The following is a 15,190-nucleotide window of genomic DNA, read 5'->3' on the forward strand; positions in this document are numbered from 1 at the left end:
ATACCTATTATGATTATTATATTGCGAATTCCATCTGACAAATAAAAAAACTAAAAAACATTACCAGATGAAACAATTGTTAAAAATTAGTTGTCTCGCAGTACTTTTCTTCTCTTGCGAACAAGAACCTGAAAAAACAGAAATTATAGTGACTTATCCTGACACACAACAAAAAGAAGTTGTAGATACATATTTTGATACAGACGTAAAAGATCCATATCGCTGGCTCGAAGATGATCGTTCTAAAGAAACAGAAAACTGGGTAAAAGGTCAAAATAAAACAACCTATAGTTATTTAGATCAAATTCCATTTCGTGATGCAATCAAAAAACGCTACACACAATTGGTAAATTATGAAAAAATTGGTGCTCCTTTTAAAGAAGGTGAATTCACGTATTTCTATAAAAATGATGGATTGCAAAATCAATATGTTATTTACAGACAAAAAGGTGAAGGCGAACCAGAAGTGTTTTTAGACCCAAACAAATTCTCAGAAGACGGAACTGTTTCTTTGGGAGGTGGATTAAGTTTTTCTAAAGATAAAAAAACAGTTGCCTATCCTATCTCTGAAGGAGGAAGCGATTGGCGAAAAGTAATCATTATGGATGTTGCTTCAAAACAAGTAGTTGGAGATACATTAGTAGACATTAAATTCTCTGGAATTTCTTGGAAAGGAAATGACGGATTCTACTACTCTAGTTATGACAAACCAAAAGGAAGTGAGCTTTCTGCAAAGACAGATCAACACAAATTATACTATCATAAACTAGGAACACCGCAAAAAGATGATGCTATAGTTTACGGTGGAACGGAAGCTGAAAAACATCGTTATGTAAGTGGTGGCGTAACTGAAGATGGTAATTACTTATTTATTTATCCAAGAGTTTCTACTTCTGGAACTAAAATGTTAATGAAAGATTTATCAAAACCAAATAGTGGTATTATAACTATTTTAGATCATACAAATACAGATTCATATGTCATAGAAAATGTTGGTTCTAAATTGTATATCATGACAAATATGAACGCACCAAACCAAAAAATTGTAACGGTTGATGCGTCAAATCCTGCCCCAGAAAACTGGGTAGATTTCATTCCAGAAACAGAAAACGTATTAAGCCCAGGAACAGGTTCTGGTTATTTCTTCACAACATATATGGTAGATGCTGTTTCTAAAGTATTACAATATGATTATGACGGGAATTTGGTTCGCGAAGTAAAACTACCAGGTGTTGGAACTGCTGGCGGATTTGGTGGAGACAAAGAAGATGAAATACTATACTATTCATTCTCAAACTATAAAACACCAGGTACAACATACACATACAATCCAAAAGACGGAACATCTAAAGTGTACAGAAAACCAGGAATTGACTTCAATCCGGACGAATACGAAAGCAATCAGGTATTTTATACTTCAAAGGATGGAACAAAAGTTCCGATGATAATTACACACAAAAAAGGAATCAAAATGAACGGAAAAAATCCAACAATCTTATATGGTTATGGAGGATTCAACATTTCATTACGACCTTCTTTTAGTGTTGCCAATGTTGTTTGGATGGAACAAGGCGGAATTTACGCAGTACCAAACCTTCGTGGTGGTGGAGAATACGGTAAAAAATGGCACAATGCTGGGACAAAAATGCAAAAGCAAAATGTATTTGATGATTTTATCGCTGCGGCGGAATATCTAATCGAAGAAAAATATACATCAAGTGATTTCTTAGCCATTCGTGGTGGATCAAATGGTGGATTGTTAGTTGGTGCAACCATGACACAACGTCCAGACTTGATGAAAGTTGCATTGCCAGCCGTTGGAGTTTTAGACATGTTACGTTACCACACATTTACAGCTGGCGCAGGTTGGGCATATGATTACGGAACTGCGGAAGACAGCAAAGAAATGTTTGATTATTTAAAAGGATATTCACCGGTACACAATGTAAAAGAAGGTGTCGAATATCCTGCTACAATGGTTACTACTGGAGATCATGATGATAGAGTTGTACCAGCACACAGTTTCAAATTTGCTGCTGAGTTACAAGCAAAACAATCAGGAAGCAATCCTACATTAATTCGTATCGAAACAGATGCAGGACACGGAGCAGGAACGCCAATTTCAAAAACGATTGAGCAAATATCTGATATTTATGGCTTTACGTTATACAATATGGGCTTCAAAGAATTGCCAAACAAAGCAATTTTAGAAAAGTTTAAGGACTAATTTCGAATACGTCTAGCAGAATTTTCAAAATGGCAACACGTCATTTCGAGTGAAATTCTGAAAGAATTTAGTATCGAGAAATATATACAAACCGTCAAATTGATTTCCAATTTGACGGTTTTTTAGTGAAACTTGGTTTTGCCATTCCTGCGCAGGCAGGAATCTAAACGTCAAATCGAGTAGTTTTTCGAAATGAAATGAAGAAAAATTGTATCGAGATTACCTTTTTACTCCGTATTTTTGCATTGAACTCGTTTCTAAACAATCAATATGCTTACCGTTCAAAATGTTTCCTTTTCTTATCTTAAAAACACTCCTATTTTAGAAGATATTTCTTTTAAGATTCCGCAAGGAACACATGTATCAATCATTGGCGAAAGTGGTTGTGGAAAAAGTACCTTACTCAAACTTATCTATGGTTTGCATGATTTGAATGCAGGTGAAATCTTCTGGAAAGACGAACAAGTTTTAGGACCAGCATACAATTTAGTGCCTGGTCATGATAGTATGAAATACGTAGCGCAAGATTTTGGCTTAATGCCTTATATTACCGTTGCCGAAAACATTGGAAGCTATTTGTCTAATTTCTATCCTGAAGAAAAGCAACAACGCATTTCGGAATTATTAGCAATGGTTGAAATGTCTGCGTTCGCGAATGTAAAAGCAAAATTATTGAGTGGCGGACAACAGCAACGTGTAGCATTAGCAAAGGCAATTGCACGCGAACCTGAAGTGTTATTGTTGGATGAACCGTTTAGTCAAATTGACAACTTCCGAAAAAACAAGCTTCGTAGAAACCTCTTTGCACATCTCAAAAAGGAAAACATCACTTGTATTGTGGCTACACACGACAAAACAGACGCACTTTCGTTTGCAGATACGACGATTGTATTACAACAAGGAAAAATGATCGCGCAAAGCAATTCTGAAGAAATCTATAAAAATCCACCAAACAAATATGTAGCATCACTTTTTGGTGAAGTCAATGAGTTGCCTGCGAGTTTATTTCCTGAAGTTGAAACTTCACAAAAAACTATATTGGTGTATCCGCATCAATTAAAAGTTTCTGAAAACTCAGCGTTTAAAGTTGTAGTACAACAAAGTTATTTTAAAGGAAATAAGTACCTGATCGTAGCAAAATATGGAGAAACTGAGGTGTTTTTTGAGAGTTTTAAAACATTAGAAAATGGTGCATTAATTAGATTGGAATTGTGGTAATTTTTTGATCGTTATAGATTGTAGTATTTACTGTATTTGAAGGTGTTGTATTTTTTTCGAGTCCCTGAATTTTTACTGTAATTTTCAAAATATACTCTTTTTTTATATGAATCACCCTTTGTTAGGTATAACTCTGTAAATTCATATTTTCGTTTCATTTTTAAAAACTCTGGATCCGTTTCTTTATCTATATCATCATAATCTTCTAATCCTTCTTCATAATCTATCTTATTGATTTCCAAAATATTTTCTCTAGTAATTTCCTCATTTGTATTTGTATAGGTAATTTGTAAACTATCTTTTGTACGCTTGATAAGTTCATCTGTAAATAAAGCATCATAGATTGTTACATCTTCTTGCAAATCAATCCGCACTGTCTTAAAATTAGTAGTAAAGAACGAATCTATTTTTTTCATCGTATAATCCGAAAAATAACTATCATAGAAAAATGGTTCAAAAAATGTTCCTGTTGTAAATTCAACATCTCCATCTATAGTATGATACGATTTTAATGATTCCCACGAAATATACTTTTCAGGGTGTAAATATTCAAAATATGATTTTAATTTTCCATTATTAAGCACAAGCTGAAAATTATCAACATATACGGAATCCGCATCAAAATAGGTTACATATGACTCGTAGAATGACAAATAATATACGAATGATTGTGATAGTTGAAAATTGTATACAAAAGCTAGATCTAACTTTAAAAAACGTGCTGTAAAATTATCAAACGATACATTATAAATAAAAGATTCTGAAAAATCCATATCGTATGTAAAACAATCATCAAAACGTAAACTTTCTATTAAACTTTGTGAAAAATCAGGCGCACCAAAATCACAATTAGAGAATTTCACCTTATCAAAAATAGAGTTTGATAAGTTGATATGCCCAAAAGGAATATCTTCAAAAGTGATATTTTTAAGTTCAGAAAAAGAAAAATCGGCTGACTCAAATATTTTTTCATACGTAGTTCTTCCTAAGTTAGATTGCACTAAATTTATCAGCAACTGACCTCTTTCTGGGCTCATGGTAAAAGAAAGAGAATCTTTTTCTAAATATTTATAAGGTTTTAAACTTCTAGAAAGTGAAACAATACGTCCAATTAATTGATCTGATAAATTTCTATCTTTATTTAATGTATCTTTTAATTCTTCATACATCTGATCCAATACATTACTCGATAAAAAAACCAACGAACTTCTTCGTCCAGCTTCCTGCAAATACGTTTGTTGTTCTAAGCGTATATTTTGGTTAGTAATGAGCTCATTTTGCTTATCAATCTTCTGGTTTTGGTTTCCTAAATAAACCGTCTGAATGATTAAAAATAAAGTTGGAAGTATCGCTATAATTACTGCAAAAATTCCAATACGTGTAATCCGCCAAATAATATGTGCACCTAAGTTGGAAGCTGTATCAGTAGAGACTTTCTTTTCTGTATTAAATTCCGTTAAGGTTTGTTTAATTGCATCTTTTAAACCTTTTCCTAAGAAAACGCCAAATCCTTTACGTAGCGTCCATTTTGCAGCTTTCTTTTGGGACTTTTTAGAACTTTCGATGTTCTCTAACTGTTCTTTGAGTTGCTGATTTTCTTGTTCAAGTTGTTCGTAACTTGCTTTGTTTTCTTCCATGAAATTAATTTTCAATCTCTTAAAGATAGAAAATGAAAAATGTAGTTCAAAATTTATTGATACCTAATAAAATTACTACAAAACAAATCATGTCTTAAAAATATTTCAACCCAAAAGGTAGGATAAAAGCAAATTGAGTTGTCTTATTATAAGAGTAACTCGCTAATTATCAAATACTACATCAATAATTTTGTTATATTAGTGCATTAACTAAACTAAACATGATTAAAAAACTACTAAAAATTGCTAGTATAGCATTGGTTTCTGCTATGCTTTTTTCTTGCGCTGATGATGATAATGATACTCCAGATCCTGTGGATCCTGTAGTGATTGACGACGACTATGTCCCAATTCCAACATCGCCAGTAGTATTAGATATGGACAACTTCCCATTTAATACATTATCAGAATACAACTTCTTTGATGGAGAAATGAAAAATCAAACACCAGTTCTTGGTGTCATTCCATATAAGCCAATTTCGACACTATTTACAGATTACGCAAAAAAGAAACGTTTTGTTTGGATGCCAAGTGATGTACAAGCAACGTATGCTTCTGATAGTGATATAATAGATTTTCCAGTAGGAACATTTCTTATAAAAACATTTTATTATGAAAACGTGCAACCAGAAAATAATGCACGTATTATAGAAACACGTTTGATGTTAAAAAAAGCAGACGATTGGTATTTTGCTGATTACGTTTGGAATGACGATCAAACTGAAGCTACATTTAGCTTAGACGGTTCATTTACTAATGTAGATTTCATGGAAGGTAGTGTGGCAAAAAGCACCAACTATAGAATTCCTTCAGAAGTAGAATGTTTTACTTGTCATAAAAGTCAAACGAATTCAGTTCCTATTGGTGTAAAGCCACAAAACTTAAATAGTTTATATACATATGCAGATGGTTCTGAAAATCAATTGCAAAAACTTATTAATGAAGGGTATTTAGAAGACAACTTACCTGCAACAATTAATACTGTTGTAGACTGGAGTGATGAAACACAACCAATAGACTTACGTGTACGTTCATATATTGATATTAACTGTGCACATTGTCATCAAGAATTATCGCATTGTGATTACAGACCTGTGCGTTTTGCTTTTGACGAATCTGCTATCGATGCAAACTTAGGTATTTGTGTAGATCCAGATACTGAAATTCCAGGAATGGTTAAAATTGTATCGCCTTCCTTAAAAGAACGCTCTGTAATGTATTATAGATTAAATACAGAAGCAGAAGAATTTAGAATGCCTTTACTCGGTAGAAGTATTATCCACGAAGAAGCTGTTGAAATGATTGGACAGTGGATTGATGGATTGACAACCGAATGTGAATAAACAACCATTAACTAAACTAATACTATAAATTAATTTATAGTATAAAAAAACAGCCTATGAAAAAAATTACTTTACTAATCTGTTTGATTGCTTCCTGCTTTTTTGCAGTTGCACAAACAACAGTCGACTGTTCCGCAGGACCTGTAAACACAACCTATTGCTATACTAATAATGACACAACAAGTTTCGTCTTTGTAAGTTCTGATGGTTCAAATTTACAAGTAGCCTTCAATGCTGGTCAAGTAGAAAATACTTGGGATGAATTAATTGTTCTCGATACAGACGGAACCCAATTGTACAATGGCTACGGAAATAACGGAGACTTAACAGGTCTTACTTTTATCTCTAATGGAGATACAATTACGATCTCTATAAATGCTGACAGTGCAATTAATTGTAGTGGTAATGGTTATATACCGTGGGACTTTAACGTAAACTGTGCAACATGCATCAATCCGACAACAACATATGCTATTGTAGATGATTGTGCAACAAGTGGTGGTTTCTTTGTAGATGTTAACGTTTCTGATCTTGGCTCGGCAACTTCACTAACAATTTCAGACAATCAAGGAAGTGCAGCACAACCTTTAGCTGCTGCAGGAACGGTTCAATTTGGACCATTTGCCAATGCTACAGATATTGTTATCAATATTCTAAATGATCAAGATGCAAACTGTTCTGTAAATAGCGGTATATTAACACAAAGTAACTGTCCACCACCAGCACCAGTCGGTGTAACTTGTGGTTCAGGATCTTCAACTTATATCTTTACAGAAGAATTTGTATCTGGTTCAGGTTGGACAGGAACAAGTTTTAGTGGATCTAATGGAAATTGGGATATTACTGGAGGTAATGCGAACTCACTAGGTACAGGTCCTTTAGCTACTTATAGCGGAGGAACACACTTAGAATATGAAGCATCTGGAAATTCAACTGCAACTGCTTCCGCAGTGAGCCCAGCAATAGATTTAACTACAGCAACAGATGGTGCAGAATTATCTTTCTACCTACATGCCTATGGAGAGGATATGGGATCGTTAGATGTAAAAGTAGGGACTTCAGCTTCAGGACCTTTTACAACGGTGCTTACACAAACAGGAGAACTACAAACAAGTGATTCAGAAGCTTGGGTTCCTGTTGGAGTTAATTTGGATGCATACTTAGGACAGGTAATTTACATAGAATTCAGTCATACAGGAACAGGAACAGGTTTTGAAGGAGATATGTCAATCGATTTTGTACGTGTAGAAACATGCGGATCATTCTGTATTGCACCTTCAAGTATCGTAGCTTCTGCAATTACACAAACCTCAGCAACAGTTTCTTGGACACCAAATAATGGAGAAACGAATTGGGAATACGTAGTACAAACTGCAGGAACAGGAATTCCAACTGGTACTGGTACAGCTACGAGTACTGCAAGTATAGATTTAACTACACTAAACGCAGGCGCAAGTTATGAAGTATATGTACGCGCTGTGTGTGGAGTAGACTTCAGTGTTTGGGGTGGACCATTAACATTCGCAACACTAGCTCCACCACCACCAGCTGACTTTACAACATCAACTGTTGCTACTGGCGGAACTCAAAGAGCTGCTGTAGATATGAATGGTGACTTTTTAGACGATGTTGTTTCAATTGGAACAACAAATGTTAATATCTTTTACCAACAAACAACTGGCGGATTAAGCGCTACAGGAACAAATATTACAACAACAAGTGCTGATAATTCTCCTTCATGGAGTTTAGCAGCAGCAGATTTTGATAGAAACGGATTTACCGATTTATTATACGGTGGAGGAAATGGAGTTACCTTTATGAGAGCAAATGCTACTGGAACAGGATTTACAGAAATTTCTGGTGGTGAATATGTATTCTCACAACGTTCAAACTTTGTTGATTTAAATCAAGATGGACACTTAGATGCTTTTGTTTGTCATGATGTTGATCCAAATGTATATTATATGAATGATGGAAGTGGAAACCTAACATTTAACCAAGGTGGCCTTGGAGATATTGCAGGTGGAGGAAACTATGGTTCTATCTGGATTGATTATGATAACGATAGAGATATGGACATGTTCATTGCTAAATGTCGTGGAGGTTCAAGTACAATCAATATTAATGAATTACATGAAAATGATGGAACAGGAAGCTTTACAGAAGTAGCTTCTACAGCTGGTTTAGCAGATCCGTTACAAACTTGGTCTTCTGCTTGGGGAGATTTTGATAATGATGGAGATATGGACGTTTTTGTTGGTGCAAGTTCTACAGCTGACGGAACACACAAGTTAATGCGAAATAATGGAAACAGTACGTTTACGAATGTAACTGCTGCTTCTGGAATATTACCAGCATTAACCAACTTAGGAATTGAAAATGCTACATATGATTTTGATAATGATGGAAACTTAGATATTGCATCTAATGGAAGTATTTTATTTGGAAATGGTGATTTAACTTTCACAGTATATGACAATGTACTTTCTGGAAATAACGGTTCTTTTGGAGATCTGAACAATGATGGATTTATTGATGCTATTTCAGGAACTACATTACATACAAATACAACAAACAGCAACAACTGGATAAAAATTACAACAACTGGAGTTGCAAGTAATATTAACGGAATTGGTGCAAGAGTTGAAGTACACACAGCTTCAGGAATACAAATTCGTGATGTACGTAGTGGAGAAGGTTTCCGTTTTATGAGTACATTAAATACACATTTTGGTATAGGGACTGAAAACGCAATTACAAATATTATTATTTACTGGCCATCTGGAACTGTTGACAATGTACAAAACCCAGCAATTAATACACATCATATAATTACGGAAGGACAAGCATTAAGTGTAGAAGATGAAGCATTAATTGAAAGTATTGTAATTCATCCAAATCCTGTTGGAAAAGTGATGAACATTACCAGTCCAGTAAATTTGGTTGGAAAAATTGCAACAATCTTCAATATTGAAGGAAAACGTATGATGAATTTAAAACTAAAAGAACATTCAATTGACGTTTCAAACTTACGTCAAGGTAACTATATTTTACGTTTAGAATCTGACGGGAAAGTATATACTCAGAAGTTTATCAAACGATAAAAAACAAACAATTTATATATAAAACTCCAATGCTTTTAAAGTGTTGGAGTTTTTTTATTTGAATATTCTACGTCAAGCTGAACTCGATTCAGCTTCTCATAACAGTGAGAAATATATACTTGTGTGATTCTGAGTCAAGCTCAGAATGACGGCAAACAAAAATTGTAAATTTGTGACAACATCTCGATACAATTTTTCTCCATTTCATTCCGAAAAATCACTCGATGTGACGATCATAGTAATAATAACTCAAAACGTCAGTTCGAGTTGAAGTTTTATTTTTGAAAAGAATGAAACTGAAGTATCGAGAACTAAACAATCTTCTCAATCACAAATGATTGTGTTCTAAAAGTAATGGTATCACCAGTTTTTTTACCAAGTAGCAACTTTCCGATTGGTGTATTGGTGGCAATTGCGTAGAATTTCTCATTGTTTGCTTCAATTTCACCAACGCTGACCGAAATAAAATAATTGGCTTGCGAAGTATACACAATACTTCCCAAACAACCTTGTGAAACTGCTGATGTTGCATCAACTTTAAATAGAATTTCTTTTACTTTCTGAACTTCCGCCAATTGATTTCCCAACTTTTCACGTTCCAACTGTAACATGGCTCTACCAGTTTCATGCTTATCGCCTGCCGAACTTTTAGTTTCCGACAACATTGCTTCTTGAATGCCTGAAAATGTATGCTGAATTGTCGCTTGGCGTTCGTTTATATTATCCAAACAAAGCTTGTGTAATGTTTCCTTTAAATTCATAACAATTCTGCTAATTCTTTTCCAACCAAACTACCAATCGCAACGCCCATTCCGCCTAAACGAACACCACAAAACACATTGTTAGAAAGTTGTTTTACAATGGCTTTTTTCTGAGTTCCAACGCCCATAATTCCACTCCAACGATGTTCTATTTCATAAGAAGTCGTTGGTAAAATAGTGGTTTTTAATAACGCATCAAGCTTGTTTTGAATTAACTCAGTTAGCTGAAATTCTGTCGTTTCTTCACCTTCAAAATCAAGGTTTCGTCCACCACCAAATAAAATTCTATTGTCTATATTTCTAAAATAATAATATCCTTTATCTAAATGAAACGTTCCTTTGATATGTAAATTAGGAATTGGTTCTGTAATCAATACTTGCGCACGTGCAGGTTTTACTTTTTCGTCTAGTAACTGCGGCGCAAATCCGTTGGTGGCAATTAATATTTTTTTAGTGTGAAAATTAACATGATTGGTTTCAACATGAACCAAATTTCCATCTTCTTGAAAGTGTTGAACCAAAATGGAGTTCAAAATTTGAATATCGCTTGAAAGTACTTTCTCTAACAAGGCTTTCATCATTTTTCCAGTATCGAGTTGTCCTTCAAACTGATTGAAAATATAATGTTCTTGAATGTTTTGAAAATTGAACGTATTCCCTACTTCACTAAAGACATCATCCTTAAAAATTGGCTTCAACAATTCGTTAATTCTTGTCTTTTGTGTCAAGCACGATTCGTACAGCGCAGTATCTTCTTGTGTAAACAATTCATAACCGCCCAATTGTTGATAATCAATTGTTGCGTCACCTAAAGTTGAGCGAAGCAACTGCAAACCTTCACAACGCCTTTTTACAAGCTTTAGCACTTCTTCTTCAGAATGTGTATGCAAATCGTCTAAAATCTCAGAGAGACTTCCAAAACAGGCAAATCCAGCGTTTTTTGTACTTGCACCATGCGGCAAAATTCCTTTTTCTAATATGATGATTTTTGCTGTTGGATATTGCTTTCGAAGTTGCAACGCACAATTGAGTCCCACAATACCGCTTCCCACAATAGTGAAATCAACATTTGTCAACCACGTTTTATATTCCCAATAGCTTAGATTCATGTAACGTTCTATTAATTTTGCGCTTCAATATAATGAAACGAATACAATTGTTTTACATATATTGAAAAGTATCTGTGTGATTTTGATTTTTACTGAGATTCTTATAATTTTAACAATAAAACAAGATGAATTCATGTTATAGATTCAAAACCCGTACGATGAAAAACATACTATTAATACTTATTCTTATATGCGTACCTAAACTTTATTCTCAAGAAATAATAGTGTTAGAAAAAGATGAATTCGAATTTCACTTGTTAAAAAAGTGCGATAAAAACCAATGTCAAATTAGTGAAATTAAGATCTTTGAAAATAGAATCCTTATTCAGAATATAATTCCTAGCGAGAACAGCTTTTATGCCAATACTAGAAAAGAGCTCATCATTGAAATTGAAGATATGAATTTTGATACTTATATCGATTTTCGAATCCTTCAATCATTTCCAGCCGATTATCCATTTCCTTATTTATTCTGGATATACAATAACAAAACGGGATTATTTGAAAAAAATACAGATTATGAAATGATCATATCACCAAAATTTGATTCCAAAAAAAAGCTTATTACTTCATCTTGGGAAGAATATATTGGTAATATTTATAAAGATACTTATGCAATAAAAAATGGAATTCCAACGCTTATCGAACGATATATTACGAATCGTAAGTCAGATAAAAATAGCATTGAAATTTGGAAAACCATAAATGGAAAACTAACATTGATAAAAAAAAATGAGGACTAAAGAATTAAGTTCTTTTAATTAAAATAATAGAAACGCATGAATATATTTACGTTGCCCGATTATTTAACAGCTGAAACAAACAATCCGATTCAGTTATTTAATTACGAATCAACAACGTCACAATTCAACAATAAAATTGATCTTACCAAAAATACATTTAGCTTTTTACAAGAAGGATTCAAGAAAATTTCCACAAGTCGCGAGCCTATTTCCATTACAAATGATGCGTTTTTAATTATGAAATCTGGTCATTGTTTAATGACGGAAAACTTGTCCGAAGCAAGCAATTTTTATCAAAGTATATTGCTTTTCTTTTCAGATGAAGTATTATTTCAATTCATTGAGAAACATCAAATTTCTAACAAACATGTTGCAGCAACAACTGCAGCAAAAGCCTGCGAATATGATGATTTTATAAAATCGTTTGTAAATAGTTTAAAAGACATTGCAAAGCTTCCGTTACAAGTACAACAACAATTATTACAGGTGAAGTTAGAAGAAATTCTCTTGTACTTAGTTGCAACAAAAGGTGCTGATTTTTTATTATTTTTAATTGCTTCCAAAGACGATCAAACACGAAATTTTATCAATGTAGTGGAAAGTAATACCTTAAATAAGCTCACTTTAAAAGAATTGGCGTTTTTATCAAATATGAGTGTTTCTACATTTAAACGTGAGTTTGAAAAACATTTTCAAGAATCGCCTAGTAAGTGGTTTCAAAATAAACGCTTGGAACATGCGGCTTTTCTGCTACAGCAACATACCAAACGACCTTCAGACATTTTTGAAACCATTGGTTATGAAAATTTATCCAACTTTGTACATGCGTTTAAAACAAAGTTTGGCGTAACACCAAAACAGTTCCAATTACAAGATTGAACTTTTATCACTACTTTTTGAACTTCTTAATCTGCGCAAAAATCGTGGTTTACAATAGCTTTGTATCATAATTAAAACAATAAATTATGAAAAAAATAAACGCTATTTTACTATTGCTTGTATTGATTGCAACAACAGCATTCGGACAAAATACGTTTACCTTATCAAGTACTGATATTGGTGGACAAGCTACAAAATCACAAGAATTTAATGGATTTGGTTGTACAGGAAACAATGAATCACCTCAACTATCATGGGCAAATGCGCCAAAAGACACAAAGAGTTTTGCTATTACCATGTACGATCCTGATGCGCCAACTGGTAGCGGCTGGTGGCATTGGATTGTGTTTGATATTCCATCAACTATAAGTGAATTGGTAACCAATGCTGGAAATATTTCTTTAAAGCTTTCGCCAGAAGGAAGCATTCAAAGTGTTACAGATTATGGAAGTGCAGGTTATGGAGGTCCATGTCCGCCAGAAGGTCACGGATTGCATCAATACATTATTACAGTATACGCTTTACAAACAGATTCGTTAGGATTGACAAAAGATACAAATGCAGCTGTTGTTGGTTATTATTTGTGGAATAATACCTTAGCAAAAGCAAGTATTGTTGCATATTACAAACGTGAGAAGAAGTGATTTATTTGAAAAATAGATTCCTGCCTACGCAGGAATGACATCAACGCATAAAAAAAGCTCCTTAAAATTTAAGGAGCTTTTTTTTATATATAGAATAGTATTTATTCTGTTTCTTCTTGCATTTCGAAATCTTCCATAAATTTCGTTGTATAGTTTCCAGCAACATAATCAGGATGATCCATTAATTGTCTGTGGAAAGGAATTGTTGTTTTAATTCCTTCTATTACGAATTCGTCTAACGCACGTTTCATTTTGTTGATTGCTTCTTCACGTGTTTGTGCAGTTGTAATCAACTTTGCAATCATTGAATCGTAGTTTGGTGGAATTGAATATCCAGCGTATACATGCGTATCTAAACGAACTCCGTGTCCGCCTGGCGCATGTAATGTTGTTATTCTTCCTGGAGAAGGTCTAAAGTTATTAAACGGATCTTCCGCGTTAATTCTACATTCAATAGAGTGTAAGTTTGGCGTATAGTTTTTTCCAGAGATTGGCACACCATTCGCAACTAAGATTTGTTCACGAATTAAATCGAAATCAATTACTTGTTCTGTGATTGGATGTTCTACTTGGATACGCGTATTCATTTCCATGAAGTAGAAGTTTCTGTGCTTATCTACTAAGAATTCTACTGTTCCAGCTCCTTCGTACTTAATGTATTCGGCAGCTTTTACAGCAGCTTCTCCCATACGAGTACGTAATTCATCTGTCATGTATGGAGAAGGTACTTCTTCTGTTAATTTTTGGTGACGACGTTGTACAGAACAATCACGTTCTGACAAGTGACATGCTCTTCCTGAAGAATCTCCAACCACCTGAATTTCGATGTGTCTTGGTTCTTCAATTAGTTTTTCCATATACATGTCATCATTTCCAAAAGCAGCTTTTGATTCTTGTCGAGCAGAATCCCAAGCGTCTTTTAAATCTTCTGGTTTCCATACAGCACGCATTCCTTTTCCACCACCACCAGCAGTTGCTTTAAGCATTACAGGGTATCCTGTTTCTACCGCTAGTTTTTCACATTCTGCAAAGTCCTCAATAATACCTTCACTTCCTGGAACACAAGGAACACCTGCAGCTTTCATTGTAGCTTTTGCAGAAGCTTTGTCTCCCATTCTATCAATCATTTCGGCAGAAGCTCCAATGAATTTGATGTTGTGCTCTTCACAAATTTTCGAGAATTTGGCATTTTCAGATAAGAATCCGTATCCAGGATGAATGGCGTCTGCATTTGTAATTTCTGCAGCAGCAATAATATTTGCCATTTTTAAATACGATTCGCTACTTGGTGCTGGTCCAATACAAACTGCTTCATCAGCAAATCGTACGTGTAAGCTATCAATGTCGGCCGTAGAATATACAGCAACTGTTTTGATACCCATTTCTTTGCAGGTTCTAATAACTCTAAGTGCTATTTCACCTCTATTTGCAACTAATATTTTTTTAAACATCTCTTGAAATTTTAAATTTTGAAATTTAAATCATTCACTTTTGAACAGCTCAGAATTTCTTCGTTGCTTCAAGT

Annotated in this window: 11 protein-coding genes; 7 read left to right on the forward strand and 4 right to left on the reverse strand. The window is 34.0% G+C overall.

What is annotated here, in order from left to right; all coding sequences use genetic code 11:
• The first annotated feature begins 67 nt into the window (after positions 1–67).
• Both ACUUYC_RS07005 and ACUUYC_RS07010 read left to right on the forward strand, forming a co-directional pair.
• Positions 68–2,227, forward strand: a complete 2,160-nt coding sequence (locus ACUUYC_RS07005) for a prolyl oligopeptidase family serine peptidase (protein ID WP_474264892.1) — start codon at positions 68–70, stop codon at positions 2,225–2,227.
• 270 nt (positions 2,228–2,497) lie between these two features.
• Positions 2,498–3,445, forward strand: a complete 948-nt coding sequence (locus tag ACUUYC_RS07010; protein WP_474264894.1) for an ABC transporter ATP-binding protein — start codon at positions 2,498–2,500, stop codon at positions 3,443–3,445.
• Positions 3,446–3,456: 11 nt separating this feature from the next.
• Here ACUUYC_RS07010 and ACUUYC_RS07015 read toward each other — a convergent pair whose 3' ends face one another.
• Complete coding sequence (locus ACUUYC_RS07015; protein WP_474264896.1) at positions 3,457–5,082, reverse strand: pentapeptide repeat-containing protein; 1,626 nt, start codon at positions 5,080–5,082, stop codon at positions 3,457–3,459.
• A gap of 221 nt (positions 5,083–5,303) precedes the next feature.
• Between ACUUYC_RS07015 and ACUUYC_RS07020 the strand changes: the two genes are divergently transcribed.
• Both ACUUYC_RS07020 and ACUUYC_RS07025 read left to right on the forward strand, forming a co-directional pair.
• A complete protein-coding gene (locus ACUUYC_RS07020; protein WP_474264898.1) occupies positions 5,304–6,425 on the forward strand; it encodes a hypothetical protein in 1,122 nt (373 codons plus the stop codon).
• Between the two features lie 56 nt (positions 6,426–6,481).
• The gene (locus ACUUYC_RS07025) at positions 6,482–9,529 is read left to right on the forward strand and encodes an FG-GAP-like repeat-containing protein (protein ID WP_474264900.1); all 3,048 of its coding nucleotides are present in this window, start codon (positions 6,482–6,484) and stop codon (positions 9,527–9,529) included.
• 311 nt (positions 9,530–9,840) lie between these two features.
• Here the strand turns inward: ACUUYC_RS07025 and ACUUYC_RS07030 are convergent, their stop codons facing one another.
• Positions 9,841–10,290, reverse strand: coding sequence for a 3-oxoacyl-ACP synthase (locus tag ACUUYC_RS07030; protein WP_474264902.1), 450 nt, complete (start codon positions 10,288–10,290; stop codon positions 9,841–9,843).
• Positions 10,287–11,399 (reverse strand): NAD(P)/FAD-dependent oxidoreductase, encoded by a 1,113-nt coding sequence (locus ACUUYC_RS07035; protein WP_474264904.1) that lies wholly within the window; start codon positions 11,397–11,399, stop codon positions 10,287–10,289. Before ACUUYC_RS07035 ends, ACUUYC_RS07030 begins: the two co-directional genes overlap by 4 nt.
• 158 nt (positions 11,400–11,557) lie before the next feature.
• Between ACUUYC_RS07035 and ACUUYC_RS07040 the strand changes: the two genes are divergently transcribed.
• The 3 genes from ACUUYC_RS07040 to ACUUYC_RS07050 all read left to right on the forward strand — a co-directional run bounded on the left by ACUUYC_RS07040 (position 11,558) and on the right by ACUUYC_RS07050 (position 13,665).
• On the forward strand, positions 11,558–12,142 hold the full coding sequence (locus ACUUYC_RS07040) for an XAC2610-related protein (protein ID WP_474264906.1): 585 nt from the start codon (positions 11,558–11,560) through the stop codon (positions 12,140–12,142).
• A 36-nt stretch (positions 12,143–12,178) separates the two neighbouring features.
• The gene (locus tag ACUUYC_RS07045) at positions 12,179–13,021 is read left to right on the forward strand and encodes a helix-turn-helix transcriptional regulator (protein WP_474264908.1); all 843 of its coding nucleotides are present in this window, start codon (positions 12,179–12,181) and stop codon (positions 13,019–13,021) included.
• Between the two features lie 86 nt (positions 13,022–13,107).
• Complete coding sequence (locus ACUUYC_RS07050; RefSeq protein ID WP_474264910.1) at positions 13,108–13,665, forward strand: YbhB/YbcL family Raf kinase inhibitor-like protein; 558 nt, start codon at positions 13,108–13,110, stop codon at positions 13,663–13,665.
• Positions 13,666–13,766: 101 nt separating this feature from the next.
• Here the strand turns inward: ACUUYC_RS07050 and accC are convergent, their stop codons facing one another.
• Entirely contained in the window at positions 13,767–15,116 is a 1,350-nt protein-coding gene (gene accC / locus ACUUYC_RS07055) for an acetyl-CoA carboxylase biotin carboxylase subunit (RefSeq protein ID WP_474264913.1), read from the reverse strand.
• Positions 15,117–15,190 lie beyond the last annotated feature (74 nt).

The organism is Kordia sp. E (assembly GCF_056033805.1).